Consider the following 23,896-nt stretch of genomic DNA (forward strand, 5'->3'; position numbering starts at 1 on the left):
TCTGTCGGGTGACCAACATCACCTGTTACCGATGAGAATGAAGTTTTAGACGTTACTTATCTGGTGTAAGAGGCCTGTGAGAACAACGAGGCGGTGTCGACGAAGTCGACACCGCCTCGTGTGAAGAGTGGTATGAGGGTCAGCCGCGGCGACCGCACACCGGCCACGCGCCGATGCCCTGAGAGCGCAGCACGTTCTCGGCCACGCGGATCTGCTCTTCGCGGCTGGCGCCATGCGGCGAGCCGCTGCCGCCGTTGGCCTGCCAGGTGCTCAAGGTGAACTGCAGGCCGCCGTAGTAACCGTTGCCGGTGTTGATGGCCCAGTTGCCGCCCGACTCGCACGCTGCGACGGCATCCCAGTTGACGCTGTCCGCATTCGCGGTTCCGGCCCCAAAACCCGTGACCGCTGCCATGGGTGCCACGGCGAGCGCGCCGGCGATGGTGGCCAGCCCAAACGTCTTGCGGATGTTCTTCAACTTTCGTCCTTTCGCCGAGCGCGCGCCGAAACAGGCCGTGCGGACGCACGGCCGTGCTGCCTGTCACAGGCGGGGAGGTTGTCGGGTCGCACCGTCTCGGTCGGGTACGACTGGGGGAGATCGCAGTCGATCTCGCCGGGAAAGTCCGGCGCCGGTGGAGGCGCTACGCCTCCGGTGGCCCACACACACGCTGGTTCGTGATGTTGAGTTATCGGCTTCGCTTTCGAAGCTGTTTGGGACCGTACAAAGCTGGAAACGCAAAGTCATCTCGGGTGACGGTTCAATTGCTGGCAGATCACGAAACGATCACGACGCGATGGTCGAGAGTTCATGCTGGTCGCGGTGATGTTTGACGGCGACGTCGGGCGGCTAGCGCGTCGCCGCCTGCGTGAGCCAAATCACCAGCTTTTTGTGACCCCCGACACCCTCGCCGCGGCCCTCCCACCGCCGGTTCTCCCACTGCACGCAACCCGCCTCACAGAGTGGCGTGGACCCACGGTTGATCGAGTCGGATCGTCACGGGTATGCCTGCGGCACAACCGAACACGAGTTGTCGCGAGGTCATTCTAGAGATGCAAGACTTTTATCCGAGACGACCATTCCGCCGACCATTGTGCGGTGGGGTTCGAAAGTCAGCCGCGGACATCAACCGCGTCCCGCAGAAGGCACTTTCACGCGAAGGACCCCCAATGATGTTGGCGTGGAGAGCTTTTGAGGTCCGACACGGATACCTGACCGAGTCCCGAAGAGGACCGTCACCGACGAAGCCGTCGTCGCATGTCAACTGTTCGATGTACTAATTAAGCGGCGCGAATTCCGCGTCATCGCGTCGGAATTCAACGCCATTTCTCAGCGAATTTGCTGCGAGAATTTCGGCGGCATCACCGATGACAGGTCGGCCTCGGTGTTGACGTTGGTCAACGCCGGCTGTTCGGCCATCACGATCCGCTGGGTGTCGACCGAGTCCACCAACGCGCGCATGCTGCGCTGGCCCGCGGTGATCAACCCGTCGACCACGTCGTGCAAATCGGTGCGATAGATACCCGCCAGATAGTGGTCCCGGCCATCCCACGGAAGCACGACGTCGACACCGAGCCGCTGTGCGGGACCAGCGAGTGTGTCGACGATGTCGAGGGTCAACTCGGGCATGTCCACCGCGCACACCAGGGCATGCGCGACTCCCGCCTCTGCGGCCGCCCGCAGGCCGCGCCCGGTCGCCAGCAGCGGGCCCACCCCGCGGACCTCGTCGCGCAGCACCGTCGCATCCACCTCGGGCAGTGCCTGGCCGGGTGCGGCGATCACGAAGACGGGCGCGCAGCGGGGGCTCACGATCGACACCATGCGCTGCAACAGCGTCGTCTCACCCGATGGTCCGTCGATCACGACGGCAGCCTTGTCCCGGCCCATGCGGCGGGAAGCGCCTCCGGCGAGGATGACAGCGGCCAACGGCAGCGGTGACGTCACACAGGTGACGTTAGCTCAGCGCGGCGGGCGGATGCCCGAAGAACGATCAGTCGACCGACCAGGTGTCCTTGCCGCGCAGCAGCGCCTGCAGCGCCGCGGTGTCGTGCGCGCGAGCCTCGCGCGCGGCCGTGACCTGCTGGCGCGCCGCATCGTCGTAGGTCGGCTTGCTGACCTTGCGGAAGATGCCCATCACCATGTGGTCGAGGTTCTGCTCCGACAGCCGCGACAGCGCGAACGCATACGCCGGGTCGTCGAGCTCTGCATCGTGCACCACGATCTGGTCGGCGGCGACGTCGGCGGTCTTGGCGACCTCGAGCCCGAAGCCGGACTTGACCACGCAGTACTCCCCGTCGGCGCCGAACGTGATCGGCTCGCCGTGGCGCAGATTGATCAGCCGCTCCTCGGCGCCTTCCTTGCGCAGCGCGTCGAACGACCCGTCGTTGAAGATCGGGCAGTCCTGCATGATCTCGACCAGTGCGGCACCGCGATGCTCGGCGGCGCCGCGCAACACCTCCGAGAGGCCCTTGCGGTCGGAGTCCAACGCGCGGCCGACGAACGTCGCCTCGGCACCGAGCGCCAGCGACACCGGGTTGAAGGGATAGTCCAGCGAGCCCATCGGCGTCGACTTGGTGACCTTGCCGACCTCGGATGTGGGCGAGTACTGCCCCTTGGTCAGTCCGTAGATCCGGTTGTTGAACAGCAGGATCGTCAGGTTGACGTTGCGGCGCAGCGCGTGGATCAGGTGGTTGCCGCCGATCGAGAGGGCATCGCCGTCGCCGGTGACCACCCAGACGGAGAGGTCCTCGCGCGCCAGTGCCAGTCCGGTCGCGATCGTCGGCGCCCGGCCGTGGATCGAATGGAACCCGTAAGTCTCCAGGTAGTACGGGAATCGGCTCGAGCAGCCGATGCCGCTGACGAACGCGATGTTCTCGCGCCGCAGCCCCAGCTCGGGCAGGAAGTTGCGGATGGTGTTGAGGATGACGTAGTCACCGCAGCCCGGGCACCAGCGCACCTCCTGGTCGCTGGTGAAGTCCTTGGCCTTCTGCGGCTGGTCCGTCGTCGGGACCAGGCTCATCTTCGTCAGCGGCGTCAAGCCGAGGTCGGTGCCCATCAAGTCGGTCATGCGTTCACTCCGGTCGCTTCAGTCTCGATGGTGGCCGCAGCCAGCCGCGCGAACTTGGCTTTCTCGTTTTCCTTCTCGGCCAGTGTCCCGTCCAACGCGGAATCGATGATGCTCTCCACCTCGTCGGCCAAGAACGCCATGCCCTCCACCTTGGTCACCGACTGCACGTCGACGAGGAACTGGCCCCGCAGAAGCAGCGCCAGCTGACCGAGGTTCATCTCCGGCACGACCACGCGTGAGTAGCGGCCCAGCACCTCGCCCAGATTCGCCGGGAACGGGTTGAGGTGACGCAGCTGCGCGTGCGCGACCTTGATGCCCTTGCGCCGGGCGCGCCGGCAGGCCTCACCGATCGGTCCGTAGCTGCTGCCCCACCCGAGCATGAGCAGGTCGGCGTCGCCAGTGGGGTCGTCGACCTCCAGATCGGCGACGTCGATGCCGGCGACCTTCTCCTGCCGAAGCCGAACCATCAGATCGTGGTTCTTCGGCTCGTAGGAGATGTTGCCCGACCCGTTGGCCGATTCGAGCCCGCCGATGCGGTGCGCCAGGCCCGGGGTACCGGGGACCGCGAACTGGCGAGCCAGCGTCTCGGGATCGCGCGCGTACGGCTGGTACGGCTCGCCTTCCTTAGCGAAGGTGTGCTCGATCGGGGTGAACGTGCTGACGTCCGGAATGCGCCACGGCTCAGAGCCGTTGGCGATAGCGCCGTCGGACAGGATCATCACCGGCGTGTGGTAGTTGATCGCGATACGCACTGCCTCGACGGCGATCTCGAAGCAGTCAGACGGTGAGCGCGGGGCCAGGATGGCCACCGGCGATTCACCGTTTCGGCCGAACATCGCCTGCAGCAGATCGGCTTGCTCGGTCTTGGTGGGCAGACCGGTCGACGGGCCGCCTCGCTGGACGTCGATGACGAGGAGCGGCAGCTCGGTCATCACGGCCAGGCCGATGGCCTCGGACTTCAGTGAGATACCGGGGCCCGAAGTGCTGGTGACACCGATCGCGCCGCCGTAGGACGCGCCGATCGCCGCGCCGATGCCGGCGATTTCGTCCTCTGCCTGGAACGTCAGGACGTTGAAGTTCTTGTGCTTGGACAATTCGTGGAGGATGTCCGAGGCCGGGGTGATCGGATAGGTGCCCAGCACGACCTGCAGGTCGGCCAGCTGCCCGGCGGTGACGATGCCGTAGGCCAGCGCGGTGTTGCCCGAGATTTGGCGATACTCACCGCTTTTCAGCTTCGCCGGGGCAACCTCGTAGGTGGTGCCGAACGCCTCGGTGGTCTCGCCGTAGTTCCAGCCGGCCTTGAGCGCCAGCACGTTGGCCTCGGCCACCTCGGGTTTGCGGGCGAACTTCTCTCGGATGAACGCCTCGCTGTGCTCGAGCTCGCGGCCGTACATCCACGACAGCAGACCGAGGGCGAACATGTTCTTCGCGCGCTGACCGTCTTTCTTGCTGGCGCCGATCGACTCGACAGCGCCGAGCGTCAGCGTGGTCATCGCGACGGCCTGGACCACGTAGTCCGAGAGCTCGTCGGTCTCCAGCGGGTTGGCGTCGTAGCCGACCTTGGCCAGGTTGCGCTTGGTGAACTCGTCGGAGTTGGCGATGATCAGGCCACCACGGGGCAGGTCGGAGACGTTGGCCTTGAGAGCAGCCGGATTCATCGCGACCAGCACGTCGGGGCGGTCGCCCGCGGTGAGGATGTCGTAGTCGGCGATCTGGATCTGGAAGGACGAGACGCCGGGCAGCGTGCCCTGGGGGGCGCGGATCTCGGCGGGGTAGTTGGGCTGCGTGGCGAGGTCGTTGCCGAACAGCGCCGCTTCCGAGGTGAACCGGTCGCCGGTGAGCTGCATACCGTCGCCGGAGTCGCCCGCGAAGCGAATGACGACTTTCTCGAGCTTCTGCCGGGGCGCGCTCGCACTCACGGTGCCGTTGTCTGCCACTCGCTTGCCTTCCGTGTGCCTTCTCGATGGCCTTCTCGGCCCGTCCGCTCACATGCCCTCCAGTGAGCTTCGGGCGAATGCCCATCGAGTCGCCACCGTCACGGTGCGCCGTCAATGGACACCCGTCAAGAAGTTGGTGTCACTGGCAGTACCGATTATGGCACTGCTCTTAGGGGCGCCTATACCAGGCCCGCAGATGACGCGCAGGTTGCAGTCCGACGAACACCCAGTTCAGACAGCGTCAACGCGGTAGCGGCGGGACACGAATGTGGTTTTCGTCACGTTGTCGGGTCGCGTCGAGAGACGCGACGCCTCTCAGAAAAGGTTACCGATGAGTAGCGATCAGCGAGCGCTACGCGGGCAGGTTGTAGGGGGTGATGACCTGGATGGGTACCGGCCGGGCGATCTCCGCCGGCAAAGCCCCGCGCTCGTGCAGGATCAGCCGCAGGGCCAGCCTGGCGTCGGCGCGCAGATCGTTGTGCAGCACCGCCGACAGCTTTCCCTCGCCCAGCAGGCGGCGATTGTCGGCGTCGAGGTCATGCGCGACGAAGACCCGGCAGGGGCGGCCCAGCTTCTCGAACGCCGCCACGGTCGCGACGTTGCCGCCCCCGACCGAGTACACGGCTTCGATGCCGGGGTTGGCCGCCAGCGCGTCGAGCACCAGCCTCTCATTGCTCGCGTCGATGCCGTCGCTGCCGCTGACCTCGACGATGGTCCGACCGGAGGCGCGCAGCGCCGACCGGAATCCGACCTCGCGCTCCCCCTCGCCGCGGAACACGGCGCGACTGAGGGTGATCAGCACGTCCGAGGGCGACTCCCCCAACCACTGCTGCATCAAGTAGGCCGCCGTGACACCGGCACCGTGGTTGTCGATGCCCACGTAGGCACTGCGCGCGCTGGCCGGTATGTCGGTCGTGTAGGTCACCACCGGCACGCCGGCATCCACCAGTCGGCCTACGGCATCGACGACCTGCGGCTCGTCCTGCGCCTTCAGGATCACGCCGTGGCTGCCGCGAATCCGGGCCAGTGTGTCGACCATCTGCACGGTGGAGCCGGCCTCCCAGAGATGGAAGCGGGCCCGCAGCATGGCCGGCGCGAACGCGGGTAATTCGGCTTCGACGGCGGCCCGAAAAGCATCGGAGAACCTCTGCGGGGTTTGCATGACGACGTCGACGAGGTAGCGCCTGCCGTTCAACCTCAGCTGGGCGCGTTGCTTGTCGAGGTCCGCGATCGCCTGATCGACCTCGGCGACCGTCGTTTCCCGGACACCGGGTCGGCGGTTGAGCACGCGGTCGACGGTCGCCTCACTCAGCCCGCTCTGCTGGGCGATCTCCCGGATCTTGTACCGATGCGCCATCGACGTGGCCCTTTCCTCCCGCGGTTCTGCTCGCCGGGGTGTTCTGAGGTGTTTTTGATGGGTTTTTGCCGTTGATTGCGGTGCGGATCACAGCAAGACTAGCCGTCATGACCACTTCCCTGCACCCCGCGGCATGGCTCGGCGAGGCGGACTGCGATCTCGACGAGTTCCGGGCGCAGATCGAACAGCAGACCGATCCGGCCGACTACCCACATGCCCGCGAGGTGCGCAGCAATGTCCTCGTGTACGCAGCAGACGTCGCGTCCGAGGGTCGGCGCGCACTGCAGGCCGAGGTGATCCGCGCGCTGACCGACGGGCCCGGGGTGGTGGTGTTCGCAGGAGCGTTCACGCCGGACGTGGTAGCCCGCGCCAACGACGCGTTCTTCGCGATCATCGAGGAGGAGCGCCGCGGCGACCGCACCGCAGGTGACCACTTCGGTGCGCCTGGCGCCAACGATCGCATCTGGAATGCGGCACAGAAGCTGGCGCTGCGCGATCCGCACACCTACGCCGACTACTACGCCAACGACGCGCTTGCGCTGGTGTGCCAGGCCTGGCTCGGCCCTCGCTACCAGGTGACCTCGCAAGTCAACGTCGTCAATCCTGGTGGTGCAGCACAGGTTCCGCACCGGGACTATCACCTCGGGTTCGTTCCTGTCGAGCACCTCGAGCAGTATCCCGCCCACCTGCACCGCATGTCGCCGGCACTGACCCTGCAGGGCGCCGTCGCGCACTGCGACATGCCGATCGAGAGCGGCCCGACGATGCTGCTGCCGTTCTCCCAGCGCTTCGCCGGCGGCTACCTGGCTTTCCATCGACCGGAGTTCATCGACTACTTCGCCCACCATCACGTCCAGGTCCCGCTGGCCACGGGCGACGCGGTGTTCTTCAATCCCGCCCTGTATCACGGTGCAGGAGCCAATGTTTCGGGCGACATCCGGCGCATCGCCAATCTACTCCAGGTCAGCTCCCCGTTCGGGCGCGCGATGGAGGCCGTCGACCGCACCGCCATGGTGCGCGCGGTGTACCCGGTGCTGCGCGGGATGCGCGCCGCCGGCCGGCCCGAGCACGAGCTGCACAACGTCGTCATCGCCACCGCCGAGGGCTATGCCTTCCCCACCAACCTCGACAGCGATCCCCCGGTCGGCGCTCTGGCGCCGCGTAGCCAGGTCGACATCCTGGCCGACGCCCTGGACGAGGACCTCACCGACGAACAGCTCGACACCGCGCTGAACGACTACCACGATCGGAGAACACCATGACCACACTGGGCTTGATCGGCCTCGGCCGCATCGGCGCATTCCACGCCGAGACCTTGACGAACCTACCGAACGTGGACCGCCTCGTCGTCACCGACGAGCGGCCCCATGTCGTCGCCGAGGTCGCCACCAAATACGGTGCCACGCCGGCTGATTCGGTAGCGACGCTGCTCTCGGCCGGAGTGGACGGCGTCGTCGTCGCAGCGGCGACGCCGGCACATGCGGAGCTGGCACTGGCCGCGGTCGACGCGGGCCTGCCGACGTTCTGCGAGAAGCCGATCGCATCCACCGCGGCCGAGAGCGCCCGCGTGGCCGGCATCATCGCCGGCTCCGGCATACCGGTCCAGGTGGGTTACCAGCGCCGCTTCGACGCCGCGTTCGCAGCGGTCAAGCAGGCCGTCGACGGCGGCTCGCTGGGACGACTGCACACGGTGCGTAGCACCACGATGGACCCCGCTCCCCCGCCGATGGACTACATCCGCGGATCCGGTGGCATCTTCCGTGACTGCGCCGTCCACGATTTCGACGCGATCCGCTGGGTGACCGGCCAGGAGGTCGTCGAGGTGTACGCCACCGGCAGCGTCCAGGGTGACCCGCTGTTCGCCGAGTACGGCGACGTCGACACCGCGGTCATCACCGCGCGATTCGACGGGGGCGCCCTCGGCGTGGTTTCCGCCGCCCGCTACAACGGTCGCGGGTACGACTGCCGGCTCGAGGTGCACGGTTTCGACGACACCATGGTCGCCGGGTGGGACGAGGGCGCGCCGGTCGTCAACGGAGACCCGGGCACCGCGTTCCCGACCGGTCAGCCGCACCACTTCTTCATGGACCGCTTCACCCAGGCGTTCCGGGCCGAGCTCAGCGCGTTCGTCGACGTCGTCGGCGGTGCCCCGATCCGTGGCGCCACCGTCGCCGACGCGGTCGAGGTCGCGTGGATCGCGGAGGCGGCCACCGAATCGCTGCGGCGCGGCGTTCCGGTGTCCATCGACACGGTGAAAAAGGAGGCACAGCAGTGAAACTCGCGGGAGCTCCGATCTCCTGGGGCGTGTGTGAGGTACCGGGCTGGGGCCACCAGCTCGAGCCGGAGCGGGTGCTCGCGGAGATGGCCAGTGCCGGTCTGACCGCGACCGAACTCGGGCCGGAGGGCTTCCTACCGTCCGAGACGGCGGATCTGGTCGCGACACTCGATCGGTTCGGCTTGCAGTGTGTGGGCGGGTTCGTGCCGGTGGTGCTGTTCGACGAGACCCACGACCCGGTCGCCGATCTCACCGGACCTCTCGATTCCCTGGTGGCCGCCGGGGCGGGCGTGGTCGTCCTCGCGGCCGCCACGGGCGCCGACGGGTACGACAGCCGCCCGGAGTTGTCGGAACGGCAGTGGGAGACGCTGCTGACCAACCTGGACAGGCTCGCCGAAGCGGTCGCCGAACGTGGTCTTACCGCGGTGCTGCATCCCCACGTGGGCACGATGGTCGAGAATCGCGCGGAGGTCGATCGGGTGCTCGCCGGCTCGCGTATCCCGCTGTGCCTGGACACCGGGCACCTGCTGATCGGCGGCACCGATCCGCTGCAGCTGGCGCGCCAGGTCCCTCAACGCATCCAGCACTGCCATCTCAAGGACGTCGACGCTGCGCTGGCGGCGCGCGTTCAATCCGGTGAGCTGACCTACACCGACGCGGTCGCTGCCGGGATGTACGTGCCGCTGGGGCAGGGCGATGTCGACATCGCCGGGATCGTGACGGCGTTGCAGGACAGCGGTTTCGACGGGTGGTACGTGATGGAGCAGGACACCATTCTCACTGGGGAACCCGCCGGAGACGGACCGCTCGCCGATGTCCGCGCCAGCGTGACCTTCGTGACGGGAACAGCTGCGGGCGTCTCGGCGTGAGCCTGCGGATCGGCGTTCTCGGCGCGTCTCGGATCGCCGAGAACGCGATCGTCGGCCCGGCCCGCGAGCTCGGTCACCGCCTGGTGGCAGTCGCGGCCCGGGACCCGTTGCGGGCGAGGGCTTTCGCCGACCGGTTCGGCGTCGAGCGGGTTCTCGCCTCCTACCAGGGGGTGATCGACGATCCCGAGGTCGACGTGATCTACAACCCGCTGGCGAATGCTCTGCACGCACCGTGGAACCTGGCCGCGGTCGATGCGGGCAAGCCGGTGCTCACCGAGAAACCGTTCGCCCGGGATCGTGTCGAGGCGGCGCGTGTCGCGGCGGCAGCCGACGCCGCGGGTGTCCCGGTCATGGAGGGCTTTCACTACCTGTTCCATCCGGTGATGCGCAGGGCGCTCCAGGTGGCCGCTGACGGCACCATCGGTGAGCTCGCGCGCGTCGAGGTCGCGATGGGGATGCCCGAACCGCCAGCTGAGGACCCGCGTTGGTCACTCGACATGGCTGGCGGTGCGCTGATGGATCTGGGCTGCTATGCGCTGCACATCATGCGCCGCTTCGGCACGCCGCGCGTGGCGTCGGCGACGGCGGTGCAACGCACGCCGGGCGTCGATGAGCGATTCGACGCCGAGTTCGTGTTCGACTCGGGCGCAACTGGATTCACGACCAACTCGATGGTCGAGGACGAGTATTCGTTCACCCTGCGGATCATCGGGTCGCATGGCGCGGTATTCGTGCACGATTTCATCAACCCGCGCCGCGACGACCGGGTGACGATCACCACCGCCCACGGAGAAACTGTGGAACACCTGGGCAACCGCGCGTCGTACACCTACCAGCTGGAAGCCTTCGCCGCCCATGTGGAGAACGGCGAAGCCCTGTTGCTGGATCTCGCCGACGCGCTGGCGAACATGGGCCTGATCGACGACACCTACCTGGCCGCGGGCATGGCGCCGCGCTGATCGGCGTCGACGCTTCTGAGGCTAATCGCTGCCGGTTGGGGTGGCGCCGGCCATCCGCCGCTCGTGCCATCGGAGCCGCAGTATCAGCAGGCCACGGTGTGCGCGCCATCCCGCCGACAGCGGATCACGCCACACCGGGACGGTCGCCGGTGCCTCGAGTTCCCTGTCCATGTCCACCATTGTGCCGCGCGGACGGGTTAGGGGCCCGCCGCAGCGAACGGCGAAACGGTGTCGATCGTGTGAATGTTGACCGACCAGCTTTTGGCAACGCTGAGGTCAGCGCCGTGCGGTACGACTAGTTTCTCCCTATGCCCAAGCCGTACGACCCCCGGGAGTTGCTCAGCCACGCCGTCAGCGCGGCTCGCGTCGGACTCGACGTCTACAGCTGGACAGGAAAGCAGATCGTCGACGCACTACGGCACAGCCTGGACGCACTCGACGGGACCGAATCGACCCCGACGGTCGACGACGCAGACGCCGACGCCGACGCCGGCACAGCAGTCGACACCAGAGAGACCGCGCCGGATTCGCTCGGCGGCAAACTCACCCATCTGCTGGAGCGCGCGCTCGACCAGAACACCCGAGGGAGCCGGATCGAGTTCTTCCACCGACTCCTCGACCAACTGGTCGCCGACGAGGCCCGCATTCTCGGTGCGCTGTCGGACGGATCCCGGTCGCCCGTCGTCACCATCTCGATCTGGGGCCAGTCGCGGGCGACGACACGCCCTGTGCTCCAGAACGCCTCGCTGATCGGTCGGACAGCCAACGTCGCGCTCCCGGAGATGGTGCCGCAGTACGTCAGTCACCTGCTGTCGCTGGGGCTGGTCGACATCGGGCCGGAGGACCGGGACCTGGAGACGGATTACGAGCTGCTGATGGCCGAGACCGCGGTGCTGGCTGCGATCAAGAGCGGCGCCCGTGGGCCCATTCCGGCCAAGGTGGAGCGCTCGACCCTGACACTGTCCGCGCTGGGGGTCGAGTTCTGGGCGGCCGCCACCGGCAATCTCCGGTGATGACGGCCACTCACCAGGCAATCGCCAGCTGGAGCGAGATCACCACCGATGTCTCGAACTACTGGTGGATCTACCTGTCCATGCCGCTCATCGCCGCATTCGTGGGCTGGAGCACCAAGCTGGTCGCCGTTGAGATGCTCTACCGACCGCTGGATTTCACAGGGTGGGGGATCTTCGGCTGGCAGGGGATCGTCCCCCGTCGCGCGGGCAAGGTCGGCTCGACCACCATCCACCTGCTGACCTCGAATCTGCTGAAACCGGAAGAGCTTCTCGACCGGTTCGACGTCGACGAGGCATTGGATCGGCTGCAGGTACCGCTCAACGAGGCGATCGAGGAGATCATCCGGGACCTCGCCGAGGAGGTACGACCCGGGCTCTGGGACAGCCTCCCCGAAGCGGGCCGCCGTGCCGTACGCGACCGCATCGTCGGTCAGATCCCAGCGCTCACCCAGAATCTGATGACCGAGATCAAGTCCGATCTTCCCCGATATCTCGACATCCAGTTTCTCGCTGTGACGACCCTGGTGCGCAACAAGGAGAAGCTCGTCAAGCTGATGCGCAGCGTTAGCACCGACGCCATGGCCTTCGTCCGCCGCAGTGGCATCTACTTCGGGTTCTTCATCGGCCTGGTCCAAATGGTGGCGTGGGCCCTGTTCCAGAACCCGTGGATCATGCCGGCTTTCGGATTCGCGGTCGGATTCATCAGCGACTACATCGCTCTCAACATGCTGTTCCGACCCATCTATCCGCGGAAGTACTTGGGCTTCTACACATTTCAGGGTCTCCTGCATGCGCAGCGGGAGAAGATCACCCGCGACTACGCCAAGATCCTGGCCGACGACCTGTTCGCGCCCGACATCCTCTTCGACGCACTGATCACCGGCCCCGGCTCGGACAAACTGTTCGCCCTCGTCGCTCGTGAGATCGAGGGCGCGATCGACAGGCAGGCCGGCGGAATCGCCGCTCCCTTGGTCGCGCTGACGGTGGGCACCAAGCGATACCGGGCCATGAAGGACCGGGTCGTGGCCCTGGTGCTCGAGCGGCTCCCGTCGACATTGTCGGAAGCGCAGGGCTACGCGGCCGAGGTGATCGACCTGGAGAACACGATCATCGACAAGATGAGCCGGCTCACCAACGAGGAATACGAGTCCATTTTGCGGCCCGTGTTCAAAGACGACGAGCCGTTGATGATCGCCGTGGGTGCGGTACTCGGCGGCGTGGTCGGTGAAATCCAGGTGCAGATCATCGAACTCGTCACCCGCTGAGCCACGCCCCGTCAGTGAGCGTCGGCGAAGCGCTCCGCCAGCCCGGACAGCGTGGACTCGATACCCTGGGCGTTCTTCTTGTGGTAGCCCATCACCTCGATGACGATCGGCAGCTTCGCGGTGGAGTAGTCGAAGGTCTCGGTCACCTTGGTCACGCCCGGACCGACGGGAGCAAGTTCCCAGCGCCACCGGTGTCCCAGCGGGTGCTGCCATTCGACAACGTGGTCGTCCTCCACCGCGGTGGCGGTCGAGGTGATCGCGTAAGGCACCCCGAACTGCTTCATACCGACCGTGAACTTATCGCCCTGCTGCAGCCGGTGCGGCCCCTTGACCTGGGTGTCGCGCACGGTGCCCGATCCGTCGATCTCGTGGTGGCGGTGCGGGTCCACCAGCAGCGCGAAGATGTCCGCCACGGGGGCGCTGACCTGCACGCTGCGGCTCACGGTGTGCGGACCGGCGTCTTCTGTCTTGACGGGTGTCGTAGTAGCCATGACGCCGTCATACCCACGTGCTCCGCCGGCCAATCGGCCGGCAGAGCATCGAGTACGGGCACGTCAGCCTTTGGCGCCCCGCAGCTCGTGGGACAGCGCCTCGAGCTCGTCGCCGCCGGCCATCTCCTGCGTCAGGTGCTCCAGGGTGATGTCGTCATAGGTGCAGTCGAGCTTCTGCCGACCGCGGTTGAGCAACACGAAGTGGTCTCCGACCATGTGGGCATGATGCGGGTTGTGGGTGATGAACACCACGCCGAACCCGGCCTCCTTGGCCGCGGTGATGTATTTGAGCACCACCCCGGACTGCTTGACCCCCAGGGCCGCCGTGGGCTCGTCGAGGATCAGCACCCGCGCGCCGAAGAACACGGCACGGGCGATCGCCACGCACTGGCGCTGGCCGCCCGACAGCGAGCCGATCGGTACATCGACATCGGGCAGGTCGATGCCCATCTTCGACAGTTCCGTCAGAGTGGTCGCCCGCATCGCGTTGGCATCCAAGGTGAACGGGAACGACTTGCGGCGCAGCTCCTGACCGAGGAAGAAGTTGCGCCACACCGGCATCAGCGGAACCACGGCGAGGTTCTGGTAGACCGTGGCGATGCCTTTGCCCAACGCCTCGGCCGGTGAGGAGAACTTCGTGGGCTCGCCGTCGACGAGCAGTTCACCCTCGGTCTGCTGATGCAACCCCGCGATGATCTTGATCAGCGTCGACTTGCCCGCACCGTTGTCGCCGAGGATGCCGGTCACCTCACCGGCGTGTACGCGAAGGCAGATGTCCGCCAGGGCGGTGATGTTGCCGTAGGACTTGCCGACGTTGCGCAGTTCGACCAGCGGAACTTTTCCCCCGGAAGGCGCGTCGCTGCTTGGCTTTTCCATGGAAATGGTCATCTCGTCACTTCTTTGCGGCGTAGTTGCGGAAGGCGTTGTTGGCGATCACCGCGAACAGCAGCATCGCGCCCAGGAAGAACTTGAACCAGTCAGGGTCCCAGCCGGCGTAGACGATGCCCTGATTGGTCATGCCGAAGATGAACGCGCCGATCGCGGCCCCGATGGCGGTGCCGTACCCGCCGGTCAGCAGGCAGCCACCGATGACGGCGGCGATGATGTAGAAGAACTCGTTGCCGATGCCCTGACCGGACTGCACGGTGTTGAACGCGAACAGCAGATGCATGCCGACGAACCAGGCGCAGAATCCGACGAACATGAACAGGCCGATCTTGACTTTGGTGACCGGAACGCCCACGGCGCGAGCACTATCCGCGTCGCCACCGACGGCGAATATCCAGTTGCCGATCCGTGTCTTGAACAACACCCAGGTTGCGATCGCGGTGAAGACCAGCCACCACACGACGGTGATGCGGATGCTGACACCGAACAACGTGAACGACGAGGCGAAGACTTTCTGCGCCGAGGCGAACCCGGACATGTCGCTGACGCTCTGAGTGGCCACCTGTCCGGCGACGAGCTTCGTGACGGCCAGGTTGATGCCGGCCAACATGAAGAACGTGCTCAGGGTGATCAGGAAGCTGGGGATCTTCGTCCGCATCACCAGCCAGCCGTTGAAGAAGCCCACGGCCAGCGAAAGGATCAGTGCCAGAGCCGAACCCACCCACAGGTTGAGGTGCAGGTTGTAGGCGAGCATCGACGCCGCGAGCGAGCTGAAGGTGACGGCGACACCCGACGAGAGGTCGAACTCGCCGCCGATCATCAGCAGCGCCACGCCGCACGCCATGATCCCGATCGTGGAGCTGGCGTAGAGAACCGTGGCCAGTGATGCGGCCTCGCGGAACGGCGCGGCGACGACGAGGAAGAAGACGAAGATGCCGATCGCGCCGATGCCGGCGCCCATTTCCGGACGGATCAGTATGCGTTGCAGCCGGTTCCGTTCCTTGACCCGTTCGTCGCGCACCACCTTGTGGCTGCCGACGTCGAGCGCCTCCTGAGTTGTCATCAGAATTTCCTCCTCTTCGCGCAAGCATCCCCTGCCCTTCGGGCGTGGGCCCACATCATCGGGTCCCACCCTTGGCGTAATCAGCCACCGCGTCGATGTTCGACTTGTCGATGAATGCCGGCCCCGTCAGGGTCGGCTGTCCGCCGCCGATGACGTTGCCGTTGGTCATGTACAGCCACAGCGAGTCGACGGCGAGGTAGCCCTGCAGGTAGGGCTGCTGGTCGATGGCCCACTGCACGGTGCCGTCCTGGATGGCGCCCACCAGAGCGGCGTTGGTGTCGAAGGTCCCGATCTTGGCCTTGCTGCCGGCGTTACCGGCAGACTGCACGGCCGTCAACGCGAACGGGGCGCCCAGGGTGACGACGTAGTCGACGGCGGGGTCCTGCTGCAGCTTGGCGGTGATCGTGGACTCCACCGACGGCATGTCCTTGCCGTTGACGTTCAGCGTCTCGGTGGCGGGGAACTTGTCCTTGACACCGGCGCAGCGGGATTCCAGACCGACGTGGCCCTGCTCCTGGATCACGCAGATCGCCTTCGTGGCACCCTCGGAGGTCAACCGCTCACCGACGGCCTGCCCGGCGATGAACTCATCCTGCCCGAAGAACTCCTTGACGCCCATCGCGCTCCAGGCATCCGCGCCGGCATTGAACGCGACCACCGGGATGTTCTTGGCCTCAGCCGCTTTCACCGCGGCCTGCATCGCGTCGGGTTTGGCCAGCGTCACGGCGATACCGTCGACGCCGCTGTCCACCGCGGTCTGCACGAGGTTGGCCTGGCCGGGCGCCTCCGGGTCGTTGGAGTAGCGCAGTTCGATGTTGTCCTTCTTGGCCGCAGTCTCGGCGCCCTTGCGGATGAGATCCCAGAACGAGTCACCCGGCACCTCGTGGGTGATCATCGCGATCGTCTTGCGCGGGGTGTCGACGGTGCCACCACCGCCGCCGCCCTCGCCCGCACCGGCGGGCTTCCCGCCCGTCGACGAGCACGCCACGAGTCCGATCGCCAGAACGCCGGTCCCGGCGAGGGTCGCGAGCCGCTTGAACGTCATCACATCTCCTTGTTTTCTACGTCGTCGGGACGATGCGGCCCCGGACGTCTGCGAGGATGTGCCGGGCGCCACGCCTCGTCCTTGATGTAATACGGCTCACAGCCGAAAGTCAACACTTTGTCCTGACATTAGGACTGCATGTCATAGTGTGGGCGTCGCTACTGCGACGAAAGGGGTGCCGCCATGACCTTCCAGCTATCCGTCTGCGCAGAGATGGTGTTCCGTGATCGTCCGATCGTCGAACGTGTCGCGCGGATTCACGAGCGCGGTTTCGCCGCGGAGATCTGGAGTTGGCACGACAAGGATCTCGCTGCGCTGGCCCGCACCGGTGCCACCTTCACGTCGATGACCGGCTACCTGCACGGAGATCTGATCGACCCCACGACGTGCGACGAGGTGGTGCGCACCGCCCAGCAGAGCCTCGACGCCGCGGCGACACTGGGCATCACACGACTGAATCTGCACACCGCTGAACTGGTGGACGGTGACGCCGCGCGTCCCCGCGCGCGGGCCACCGGGCAGATGTGGCTGACGGCCGCCCGCACCCTGGAACGTCTCGGCGAGTTGGGCGCCGCAGCCGGCGTGACGTTCGTGGTGGAGAACCTGAACACCATCGTGGATCACCCCGGCGTGCCCCTGGCCCGCGCGAAAGACGTTCTCGCGCTTGTCGAAGGTGTCGCACATCCGAACGTGAAGATGATGCTCGACCTCTATCACGCTCAGATCGGCGAGGGGAATCTGATCGAGCTACTGCGCCGGTGCGGTGACGCGATCGGCGAGATCCAGGTGGCCGATGTACCCGGACGATGCGAGCCGGGCACAGGCGAGATCAACTACCCCGCGATCGCCAGGGCGCTGCGCGAGATGGGCTACACGGGCACGATCGGCATGGAGGCGTGGGCGTCAGGCGCCGGCGAGGCAGGGAGCGAGACCGCACTCGATGCATTCGGCGCGGCGTTCCGCTGACGTCTCAGCGGTCGACGAGCGTGGTGTCGAAGTAGTAGCGCGACGCGCGATAGCCGTGATTGCCGAACTCGACCGCGGCGCCGGAATCGTCGAATGCGGTGCGCGCCATCGTCAGCAGTGGCGCATTCGGCTTCTCGTCGAGCAGCTGCGCCTCGGCGCGGGTGGCGCCGCGTGCGCCGATCCGCTGGCGCGCCAACCGGATGTGCACGCCGCGCGCCCTCAGCGACTGGTAGAGCCCGCTCTTCTCGAGTTCCTCAGCGGCCGGGGCGATTTCGATCGGGAGATGATTGGTCATGACGGCGAGCGGTTCACCGTTGGCGCAGCGCAACCGGTGGATCGACACCACCTCGCGGTCGTGCGACAGGTTCAACTCACGTGCGACGTCCTCGTCGGGCGGCCCGACGCGGTAGTCGAGCAGCGTGGTGGTGGGTTCCTGTCCCCCGCGCGCGAGATCGTCGAACAAGCTCGTCAGCTCGACGCGGCGATGCACGGGGTTCTGGACCACCTGGGTGCCGACACCGCGCTTGCGAACGAGCAGACCCTTGTCGACGAGTTCCTGAATGGCCCGCCGCGTGGTCGGCCGCGACAGCGCGAGTCGCTTGGCCAGCGCGAGCTCGTTCTCGAAACGGTCCCCCGGAGCCAGTTCGCCGTCGCGGATCGCAGCTTCGATTGCCTGCGCCAGCTGGTAGTACAGCGGCACAGGACTTGACCTGTCGAGCTCCACGGTCAGCGGCACGTCGACTCCGATCTCGAGTTTGCCGGACCAGCGCAGCCTAACATCGAATGGCAACAAGATAGAATGTCAGGACAAAGTCTTGACTTTGCGCCGTGACCCGAGGCACAGTCGTAGGCAGCCACCCACACCCTTCTCGTCGGAGTGACTTGTGATGAATTCTCAGCCCTACGACGTCCTCGCCATCGGGCGCAGCGGCGTCGACGTATATCCCCTACAGGTCGGCGTCGGCCTCGAGGACGTCGAGACCTTCGGCAAATTCCTCGGGGGCAGCGCGGCCAACGTCGCCGTCGCCGCAGCCCGACTCGGCAACCGCACGGCATTGATCTCCGGGGCGGGCGACGATCCGTTCGGCCGTTTCGTGCGCGCCGAACTCGAACGCCTGGGAGTCGACAATCGCTTCGTCGCCACCCACGACGAGTTCCCGACGCCGGTCACGTTCTGCGAGATCTTCCCGCCCGACGATTTCCCGCTGTACTTCTACCGCAAGCCGAGTGCACCCGATCTGCAGATCACCGTCGACGACATCGACGCCGACGCGGTGCGCGGTGCCCGCCTGTTCTGGGCAACGGTGACCGGTCTGTCCGAAGAACCCAGCCGCAGTGCGCATTTCGCCGCGTGGGCGGCTCGGGCGCGTAGACCGCTGACGGTTCTGGACCTCGACTACCGGCCGATGTTCTGGGACTCCCCCGCCGCGGCCACCGAGCAGGTCCGCGCAGCGCTGGCGCACGTCACCGTCGCCGTCGGCAACCGCGAAGAGTGCGAGATCGCCGTCGGCGAGTCGAATCCGCACAAGGCGGCCGACGCGCTGCTCGACCTCGGCGTGGAACTCGCCATCGTGAAGCAAGGGCCGCGCGGTGTGCTCGGCAAGAGCCGCCGCTCGTCGGTGACAGTGCCTCCGAACGAGGTCGACGTCGTCAACGGTCTGGGCGCCGGTGACGCCTTCGGCGGCAGTCTGTGCCACGGGTTGCTGCACGGCTGGCCGCTGGAGAAGACGCTGCGCTACGCGAACGCCGCGGGCGCCATCGTCGCCGGACGCCTCGAGTGCTCGACCGCCATGCCGACGGCCACCGAGGTCGCCGAACTGGCCGAACAGACCGCTGTGGAGGCCGTCAATGTCTGATGGGCTGTGCCGGGACTACCCGGCGATCACCGATCTGCGCGCCACCGATCCCGGTGCCGTCGCGCGGGCGTGGCAGAACCGCACCGCCCGGCCCACGATGCGCGGCAACGGTCGGCTGATGATCGTCGCCGCCGACCATCCCGCCCGCGGCGCCCTGGCCGTCGGCTCGCGCCCGACCGCGATGAACAGCCGCACCGATCTGCTCGACCGCCTGCGCGCCGCGCTGGCCGACCCCGGCGTGGACGGGGTGCTGGCCACCGCCGACATCCTCGACGACCTGCTGCTGCTCGGCGCCCTCGAGGACAAGGTCGTGTTCAGCTCGTTCAACCGCGGCGGGTTGGCCGGCTCGTCGTTCGAGCTCGACGACCGGATGACCGGCGCCACGGCGGCATCCACCGCGGCCGCGAAGATGAACGGTGGAAAGATGTTGTGCCGCATCGATCTCGACGACCCGGGCACCGTCGCCACGCTCGCGGCCTGCGCCCAGGCCGTCGACGAGCTCGCCGCTCACGGCCTGATCGCGATGCTCGAGCCCTTCATGTCGTCGCGGGTGAACGGCAAGGTCCGCAACGACCTGTCGCCGGACGCGGTCATCAAGTCCGTGCACATCGGACAGGGCCTCGGCTCGACGTCGGCCTACACGTGGATGAAGCTGCCCGTCGTCGACGAGATGGACCGGGTGATGGAGTCGACGACCATGCCCACCCTGCTGTTGGGCGGAGACCCGACGGATCCGGACGAGGCGTTCGCGAGTTGGGAGAAGGCCTTGGCCCTGCCGTCGGTGCGCGGCCTGATCGTCGGCCGAACCCTGCTCTACCCGCCCGACGACGACGTCAGCTCCGCTGTCGCGACCGCGGTGGCGATGGTTCGATGAACTCGAAACTGTACATTCCGGCGGGCAGCGCGACGGCACCGTTCACCGTGGCGATCACCCCCGAAGACGCCGGCTGGGCTGAATCATCGCTGCACGTCGTCGATCTCGGGGACGGCGCCGAGGTGACGCTGAGCACCGACGACACCGAAGTGATGATCCTGCCCCTCGCCGGCGCCGCCACCGTCGCGTGCGGCGGTGAGGTGTTCACCCTGGCGCCGCGCGTCTCGGTCTTCGATGGCCCCGCCGACATGGTCTACCTGGGCATCGGCCAGCAGTACACCCTCTCGGGCCGCGGCCGGATCGCGATCTGCGGCGCCCGCGCGTCCACGTCCTTCCCGAACCGCCGAGTGGCCGCGGCCGACGTGCCTGTCGAGTTACGGGGCGCCGGCAACTGCAGCCGGCAGGTGCACAACTTCGGCACCGCAACGGCTTTCGAGGCCGATTCGCTGATCGCCTGCGAGGTGATCACCCCCGGGGGCAACTGGTCGAGCTACCCGGCGCACAAGCACGATGAGAACACCGACGTCGAGACCCAGCTGGAAGAAATCTACTACTTCGAGATCGACGACAGCCCTGCCGGCACAGCAGGATTCGGCTACCACCGGGTGTACGGCACCACCGAACGCCCCATCGAGGTCCTCGAGGAGGTCCGCACCGGTGACGTGGTGCTCGTCCCCCACGGGTATCACGGGCCGTCCATCGCCGCGCCCGGACACCACATGTACTACCTCAACGTGATGGCCGGTTCGGGCCCGACCCGAGCGTGGCTGATCTGCGACGATCCTTCCCACACCTGGTTGCGCGGCAGCTGGGAGCACCAGGAGATCGACCCCCGCCTTCCGTTCACCCCCAGTCGAGGAGAGTGATCCGTGGTTTCCACCGCGCCGAAGTCGACCGAGAAGCTCGCCGACACGGAGCCGACCGTACGTCTCACCGTCGCCCAGGCGACCGTGCGCTTCCTGGCCAACCAGTACGTCGAGCGAGATGGCCAGCGGCACAAGTTCTTCGCCGGATGCCTGGGCATCTTCGGCCACGGCAACGTCGCCGGTATCGGGCAGGCGTTACTGCAGGACGAGATCGACGCCCACGAGACCGGTGTCGAGCCCGGCCTGAAGTACGTACTCGGCCGCAACGAGCAGGCGATGGTGCACACCGCGGTCGCCTACGCGCGTCAACAGGACCGGTTGCAGGCGTGGGCCGTCACCGCCAGCATCGGCCCCGGCTCGTCGAACATGCTCACCGGTGCCGCGCTGGCCACCATCAATCGCCTGCCCGTTCTGCTGCTGCCGTCAGACACCTTCGCCACCCGGGTGAGTTCGCCTGTGCTGCAGGAGCTGGAGCTGCCCAGCAGCGGCGACGTCACGGTCAACGACGCGTTCAAACCACTCTCGCGTTTCTTCGATCGGGTGTGGCGCCCCGAGCAGCTGCCCGCCGCCCTGCTCGGCGCGATGCGGGTCCTCACCGACCCTGCCGAGACGGGTACTGCGACGGTGTCCCTCCCCCAGGATGTCCAGGCCGAGGCCCATGACTGGCCGGAATCTCTGTTCGCCGAACGGATCTGGCACGTGGCCCGCCCGGTACCCGAACGTTCCGTGATCGCCCGCGCCGCCGAGGTGATCCGGTCGGCACACAAGCCGCTGATCGTGGCCGGCGGCGGCGTCATCTACTCGGGCGCGAACGACGCGCTGGCCGAGTTCGCCACGCGCACCGGTATCCCGGTGTGCGAGAGCCAGGCTGGCAAGGGCTCCCTGCTCCACGAGCATCCGCAGTCGGTGGGCGCCGTCGGTTCCACCGGCACGACGGCAGCCAACGCACTCGCCATTGACGCCGATGTCATCATCGGAATCGGCACCCGCTACAGCGATTTCACTTCCGCATCGCGCACGGCATTCAACAACCCCGACGTGCGATTCGTCAACATCAACGTGACGTCCTTGGACGCAGTCAAACAGGGCGGCATCAGCGTGGTCGCGGACGCGCGGGAGGCGCTCGTCGCTCTGTCCGAAGCCGTCGGTGACCACACCGTCGGTGACGACTACCGCACCCGCACAGCCGAATTGATGGCGGAGTGGAACGACACGGTGTCGCAGGTGTTCCGAACCTCCGACGACGTCGCACTCAACCAGAACCAGGTGATCGGGCTGGTGAACACGTTGTCGGACCCGCGTGATGTGGTGGTGTGCGCGGCCGGATCGATGCCCGGAGACCTGCACAAGCTGTGGCGCATGCGTGATCGCAAGGGCTACCACGTCGAATACGGCTACTCCTGCATGGGATACGAGATCGCCGGCGGCATCGGCGTGCGGATGGCCGCCCCCGATCGCGATGTGTTCGTGATGGTCGGCGACGGTTCCTACCTGATGATGGCCACCGAGATCGTCACCGCCGTTCAAGAAGGCGTCAAGATCATCCCGGTCCTGGTGCAGAACCACGGGTTCGCGTCGATCGGCGGGCTGTCGGAATCGCTGGGCTCGCAGCGGTTCGGCACCGCCTACCGGTACCGCGGACACGATGGCCGGCTCGACGGCGACACCCTGCCCGTCGATCTCGCCGCGAACGCCGCGAGCCTGGGCGCCGACGTCATCAAGGTGACGACAGCCGCCGAGTTCACCGACGCGGTCAAGGTCGCCAAGGCCGCCGATCGCGTCACCGTGATCCACGTCGAGACCGATCCGCTGATCTATGCGCCCGACAGCCATTCCTGGTGGGACGTACCGGTCAGCGAGGTGTCGTCACTGGACTCCACGCAGCAGGCCTATCAGCGCTACGCGGACTGGAAGAAGGTCCAACGGCCGTTGATCAAGCCGTCCTGATCCAGGCGGGAGTCTGCGCGCGCTCACCGAAACGTCATGGAGTCGATCGGTGCTATTGGGTACCCGGGCGGCATGAGACGTCTGTGGTGCGTGATCGCGCTTGCCTGTGTAGTCACGGCGTGTCAGAGCCAGCCGCCTGACCAAGCGGCCCCGACCACCACGCCGTCGGCTCCCAGCAGCACGCCGACCACGACCGGGTTGATCCCTCCCGGGGCACCCACGGAAGGCAGCCGTCCACCGACCGACAGCCTGCCGCCTGCGGCGGAACCGCAGGAGGCTATAGCGCCCTCGCAGACGCCGCCGGGTCGGCAGATCCGGGTGGGGTCAGCGCCCGAAGGTGTCGTCGTCGACGCGGTCAGCCGCACTGCGGCCGTCGCCACCAGAAAACCGAACGAACTCGTCCTGATCAACGTCGACACCGGCGAGATCACCGGTCGCACACCGCTTCCCGGTGTCGCCAGACATCTCCAGCTGGCCAAGCCCGGCGGGCCTGTTCTGGTCCCCGTGGAGAGTGCGAACGCGTTGGTTCGCGTCGACCTCCCCGGCGGCCGCGCCGAGGCGCAGATCGTCACCGGCACCGTGCCGCACGACGCGTCGGAAGCCCCGGACGGCACGGTGTTCGTCGCCAACGAACTCGGGGGCACCGTGACTGCTCTGCGCGGCGACGACATCGTCAAGGTGTTCACCGACAGCGTCCAGCCGGCAGGTCTGGCCCCGGTCGGCGACCGGATGGGCCTGCTCGACGTCCGCAAGAACGACCTCACGATCTACGACACGACCAACCTGTCGATCGTGGGCTCCACGCCCGCCGGGGACGGCCCGACACACCTCGTCGCCGACAAGCACGGCCGGATGATCGCCGCCGACACCCGCGGTGATGCGGTGCGCGTCTTCGACACCTCGCCGCGGCAGCTCGCCGAGATCGTTCAGCCCGGCGGCCCCTACGGCATCACCTACGACCCGACCCGTGACCTGCTGTGGGTCGCGTCGTCGGGCACCAACGAGGTCGTCGGCTACGACATGACCGACCCCATGCCCCGCGAAGTGAAACGCATTGCCACGGTGCAGAATCCGTACACCATCGGCGTCGATGCGACCACCGGCCGGTTGTTCGTCGCGGGAGTGACCGCCGGGGTCGTGCAGATCATCGACCCCGGCTGAGC

The 23,896-nt window shown here is 66.9% G+C and carries 22 protein-coding genes and 1 pseudogene; 12 read left to right on the forward strand and 11 right to left on the reverse strand.

The window, feature by feature from the left end; translation table 11 throughout:
* Nucleotides 1-139: 139 nt before the first annotated feature.
* The 5 genes and pseudogenes from ACZY1G_RS23650 to ACZY1G_RS23670 all read right to left on the reverse strand — a co-directional run.
* Nucleotides 140-373 (reverse strand): annotated as a pseudogene (locus ACZY1G_RS23650) (transglycosylase family protein); the annotation flags it as partial.
* A gap of 951 nt (nt 374-1,324) precedes the next feature.
* Nucleotides 1,325-1,939 (reverse strand): molybdenum cofactor guanylyltransferase, encoded by a 615-nt coding sequence (gene mobA, locus ACZY1G_RS23655; RefSeq protein ID WP_463817538.1) that lies wholly within the window; start codon nt 1,937-1,939, stop codon nt 1,325-1,327.
* A gap of 46 nt (nt 1,940-1,985) precedes the next feature.
* Nucleotides 1,986-3,062, reverse strand: a complete 1,077-nt coding sequence (locus ACZY1G_RS23660) for a 2-oxoacid:ferredoxin oxidoreductase subunit beta (RefSeq protein ID WP_463823755.1) — start codon at nt 3,060-3,062, stop codon at nt 1,986-1,988.
* On the reverse strand, nt 3,059-4,999 hold the full coding sequence (locus ACZY1G_RS23665; RefSeq protein WP_463823756.1) for a 2-oxoacid:acceptor oxidoreductase subunit alpha: 1,941 nt from the start codon (nt 4,997-4,999) through the stop codon (nt 3,059-3,061). Before ACZY1G_RS23665 ends, ACZY1G_RS23660 begins: the two co-directional genes overlap by 4 nt.
* Before the next feature lie 352 nt (nt 5,000-5,351).
* Nucleotides 5,352-6,356: a LacI family DNA-binding transcriptional regulator gene (locus tag ACZY1G_RS23670; RefSeq protein WP_463817541.1), complete on the reverse strand. Its 1,005-nt coding sequence runs from the start codon at nt 6,354-6,356 to the stop codon at nt 5,352-5,354.
* A gap of 107 nt (nt 6,357-6,463) precedes the next feature.
* Here ACZY1G_RS23670 and ACZY1G_RS23675 point away from each other — a divergent pair, with 107 nt between their 5' ends.
* The 4 genes from ACZY1G_RS23675 to ACZY1G_RS23690 are packed head-to-tail and all read left to right on the forward strand — an operon-like array spanning nt 6,464 to nt 10,459.
* On the forward strand, nt 6,464-7,618 hold the full coding sequence (locus ACZY1G_RS23675; protein WP_463817542.1) for a phytanoyl-CoA dioxygenase family protein: 1,155 nt from the start codon (nt 6,464-6,466) through the stop codon (nt 7,616-7,618).
* Nucleotides 7,615-8,631, forward strand: coding sequence for a Gfo/Idh/MocA family protein (locus tag ACZY1G_RS23680; protein WP_463823757.1), 1,017 nt, complete (start codon nt 7,615-7,617; stop codon nt 8,629-8,631). Before ACZY1G_RS23675 ends, ACZY1G_RS23680 begins: the two co-directional genes overlap by 4 nt.
* Nucleotides 8,628-9,500, forward strand: a complete 873-nt coding sequence (locus tag ACZY1G_RS23685) for a sugar phosphate isomerase/epimerase family protein (RefSeq protein WP_463817544.1) — start codon at nt 8,628-8,630, stop codon at nt 9,498-9,500. Before ACZY1G_RS23680 ends, ACZY1G_RS23685 begins: the two co-directional genes overlap by 4 nt.
* Entirely contained in the window at nt 9,497-10,459 is a 963-nt protein-coding gene (locus ACZY1G_RS23690) for a Gfo/Idh/MocA family protein (protein WP_463823758.1), read from the forward strand. Before ACZY1G_RS23685 ends, ACZY1G_RS23690 begins: the two co-directional genes overlap by 4 nt.
* A 21-nt stretch (nt 10,460-10,480) precedes the next feature.
* Here the strand turns inward: ACZY1G_RS23690 and ACZY1G_RS23695 are convergent, their stop codons facing one another.
* Nucleotides 10,481-10,630, reverse strand: coding sequence for a hypothetical protein (locus ACZY1G_RS23695; RefSeq protein ID WP_463823759.1), 150 nt, complete (start codon nt 10,628-10,630; stop codon nt 10,481-10,483).
* Between the two features lie 137 nt (nt 10,631-10,767).
* On the opposite strand from ACZY1G_RS23695, the gene ACZY1G_RS23700 reads away from it, so the two are divergent.
* Both ACZY1G_RS23700 and ACZY1G_RS23705 read left to right on the forward strand, forming a co-directional pair.
* Nucleotides 10,768-11,472, forward strand: coding sequence for an Abi-alpha family protein (locus ACZY1G_RS23700; protein ID WP_463823760.1), 705 nt, complete (start codon nt 10,768-10,770; stop codon nt 11,470-11,472).
* Nucleotides 11,472-12,737 (forward strand): DUF445 domain-containing protein, encoded by a 1,266-nt coding sequence (locus ACZY1G_RS23705; RefSeq protein WP_463823761.1) that lies wholly within the window; start codon nt 11,472-11,474, stop codon nt 12,735-12,737. Before ACZY1G_RS23700 ends, ACZY1G_RS23705 begins: the two co-directional genes overlap by 1 nt.
* A gap of 11 nt (nt 12,738-12,748) precedes the next feature.
* Here the strand turns inward: ACZY1G_RS23705 and ACZY1G_RS23710 are convergent, their stop codons facing one another.
* The 4 genes from ACZY1G_RS23710 to ACZY1G_RS23725 form a co-directional block, all read right to left on the reverse strand.
* Nucleotides 12,749-13,228: an SRPBCC family protein gene (locus ACZY1G_RS23710; protein WP_463823762.1), complete on the reverse strand. Its 480-nt coding sequence runs from the start codon at nt 13,226-13,228 to the stop codon at nt 12,749-12,751.
* 63 nt (nt 13,229-13,291) lie between these two features.
* Nucleotides 13,292-14,116 carry an ATP-binding cassette domain-containing protein gene (locus tag ACZY1G_RS23715; RefSeq protein ID WP_463817553.1) on the reverse strand — a complete coding sequence of 275 codons (825 nt, stop codon included), beginning with the start codon at nt 14,114-14,116 and terminating at the stop codon, nt 13,292-13,294.
* A 4-nt stretch (nt 14,117-14,120) separates the two neighbouring features.
* Complete coding sequence (locus tag ACZY1G_RS23720) at nt 14,121-15,179, reverse strand: ABC transporter permease (RefSeq protein ID WP_463823763.1); 1,059 nt, start codon at nt 15,177-15,179, stop codon at nt 14,121-14,123.
* 55 nt (nt 15,180-15,234) lie between these two features.
* Nucleotides 15,235-16,224 (reverse strand): substrate-binding domain-containing protein, encoded by a 990-nt coding sequence (locus ACZY1G_RS23725; RefSeq protein ID WP_463817557.1) that lies wholly within the window; start codon nt 16,222-16,224, stop codon nt 15,235-15,237.
* Between the two features lie 183 nt (nt 16,225-16,407).
* Here ACZY1G_RS23725 and ACZY1G_RS23730 point away from each other — a divergent pair, with 183 nt between their 5' ends.
* The gene (locus ACZY1G_RS23730) at nt 16,408-17,190 is read left to right on the forward strand and encodes a TIM barrel protein (protein ID WP_463817558.1); all 783 of its coding nucleotides are present in this window, start codon (nt 16,408-16,410) and stop codon (nt 17,188-17,190) included.
* A gap of 4 nt (nt 17,191-17,194) precedes the next feature.
* Here ACZY1G_RS23730 and ACZY1G_RS23735 read toward each other — a convergent pair whose 3' ends face one another.
* Nucleotides 17,195-17,926, reverse strand: coding sequence for a GntR family transcriptional regulator (locus tag ACZY1G_RS23735; RefSeq protein ID WP_463817773.1), 732 nt, complete (start codon nt 17,924-17,926; stop codon nt 17,195-17,197).
* Nucleotides 17,927-18,077: 151 nt separating this feature from the next.
* Between ACZY1G_RS23735 and iolC the strand changes: the two genes are divergently transcribed.
* The 5 genes from iolC to ACZY1G_RS23760 all read left to right on the forward strand — a co-directional run bounded on the left by iolC (nt 18,078) and on the right by ACZY1G_RS23760 (nt 23,894).
* On the forward strand, nt 18,078-19,046 hold the full coding sequence (gene iolC / locus ACZY1G_RS23740; RefSeq protein ID WP_463817559.1) for a 5-dehydro-2-deoxygluconokinase: 969 nt from the start codon (nt 18,078-18,080) through the stop codon (nt 19,044-19,046).
* Entirely contained in the window at nt 19,039-19,920 is an 882-nt protein-coding gene (locus ACZY1G_RS23745; RefSeq protein WP_463823764.1) for a Cgl0159 family (beta/alpha)8-fold protein, read from the forward strand. Before iolC ends, ACZY1G_RS23745 begins: the two co-directional genes overlap by 8 nt.
* The gene (iolB, locus tag ACZY1G_RS23750) at nt 19,917-20,786 is read left to right on the forward strand and encodes a 5-deoxy-glucuronate isomerase (RefSeq protein ID WP_463823765.1); all 870 of its coding nucleotides are present in this window, start codon (nt 19,917-19,919) and stop codon (nt 20,784-20,786) included. Before ACZY1G_RS23745 ends, iolB begins: the two co-directional genes overlap by 4 nt.
* Before the next feature lie 3 nt (nt 20,787-20,789).
* The gene (gene iolD, locus ACZY1G_RS23755; protein ID WP_463823767.1) at nt 20,790-22,733 is read left to right on the forward strand and encodes a 3D-(3,5/4)-trihydroxycyclohexane-1,2-dione acylhydrolase (decyclizing); all 1,944 of its coding nucleotides are present in this window, start codon (nt 20,790-20,792) and stop codon (nt 22,731-22,733) included.
* A gap of 318 nt (nt 22,734-23,051) precedes the next feature.
* Nucleotides 23,052-23,894 carry an NHL repeat-containing protein gene (locus ACZY1G_RS23760; RefSeq protein ID WP_463823768.1) on the forward strand — a complete coding sequence of 281 codons (843 nt, stop codon included), beginning with the start codon at nt 23,052-23,054 and terminating at the stop codon, nt 23,892-23,894.
* The last annotated feature ends 2 nt before the right edge of the window (nt 23,895-23,896 follow it).

It is taken from the genome of Mycobacterium sp. IDUB_5 (assembly GCF_055419565.1).

What these genes read in the sequence shown, in the direction of transcription:
- ACZY1G_RS23705 (WP_463823761.1), top strand. Translation starts at nt 11,472, where the DNA reads ATGACGGCCACTCACCAGGCAATCGCCAGCTGGAGCGAGATCACCACC.
- ACZY1G_RS23725 (WP_463817557.1), bottom strand. Translation starts at nt 16,224, where the DNA reads ATGACGTTCAAGCGGCTCGCGACCCTCGCCGGGACCGGCGTTCTGGCG.
- ACZY1G_RS23730 (WP_463817558.1), top strand. Translation starts at nt 16,408, where the DNA reads ATGACCTTCCAGCTATCCGTCTGCGCAGAGATGGTGTTCCGTGATCGT.
- ACZY1G_RS23670 (WP_463817541.1), bottom strand. Translation starts at nt 6,356, where the DNA reads ATGGCGCATCGGTACAAGATCCGGGAGATCGCCCAGCAGAGCGGGCTG.
- iolB (WP_463823765.1), top strand. Translation starts at nt 19,917, where the DNA reads ATGAACTCGAAACTGTACATTCCGGCGGGCAGCGCGACGGCACCGTTC.
- ACZY1G_RS23695 (WP_463823759.1), bottom strand. Translation starts at nt 10,630, where the DNA reads ATGGACAGGGAACTCGAGGCACCGGCGACCGTCCCGGTGTGGCGTGAT.
- iolC (WP_463817559.1), top strand. Translation starts at nt 18,078, where the DNA reads ATGAATTCTCAGCCCTACGACGTCCTCGCCATCGGGCGCAGCGGCGTC.
- ACZY1G_RS23700 (WP_463823760.1), top strand. Translation starts at nt 10,768, where the DNA reads ATGCCCAAGCCGTACGACCCCCGGGAGTTGCTCAGCCACGCCGTCAGC.
- ACZY1G_RS23720 (WP_463823763.1), bottom strand. Translation starts at nt 15,179, where the DNA reads ATGACAACTCAGGAGGCGCTCGACGTCGGCAGCCACAAGGTGGTGCGC.
- ACZY1G_RS23660 (WP_463823755.1), bottom strand. Translation starts at nt 3,062, where the DNA reads ATGACCGACTTGATGGGCACCGACCTCGGCTTGACGCCGCTGACGAAG.
- ACZY1G_RS23710 (WP_463823762.1), bottom strand. Translation starts at nt 13,228, where the DNA reads ATGGCTACTACGACACCCGTCAAGACAGAAGACGCCGGTCCGCACACC.
- ACZY1G_RS23715 (WP_463817553.1), bottom strand. Translation starts at nt 14,116, where the DNA reads ATGACCATTTCCATGGAAAAGCCAAGCAGCGACGCGCCTTCCGGGGGA.
- ACZY1G_RS23675 (WP_463817542.1), top strand. Translation starts at nt 6,464, where the DNA reads ATGACCACTTCCCTGCACCCCGCGGCATGGCTCGGCGAGGCGGACTGC.
- ACZY1G_RS23680 (WP_463823757.1), top strand. Translation starts at nt 7,615, where the DNA reads ATGACCACACTGGGCTTGATCGGCCTCGGCCGCATCGGCGCATTCCAC.
- ACZY1G_RS23745 (WP_463823764.1), top strand. Translation starts at nt 19,039, where the DNA reads ATGTCTGATGGGCTGTGCCGGGACTACCCGGCGATCACCGATCTGCGC.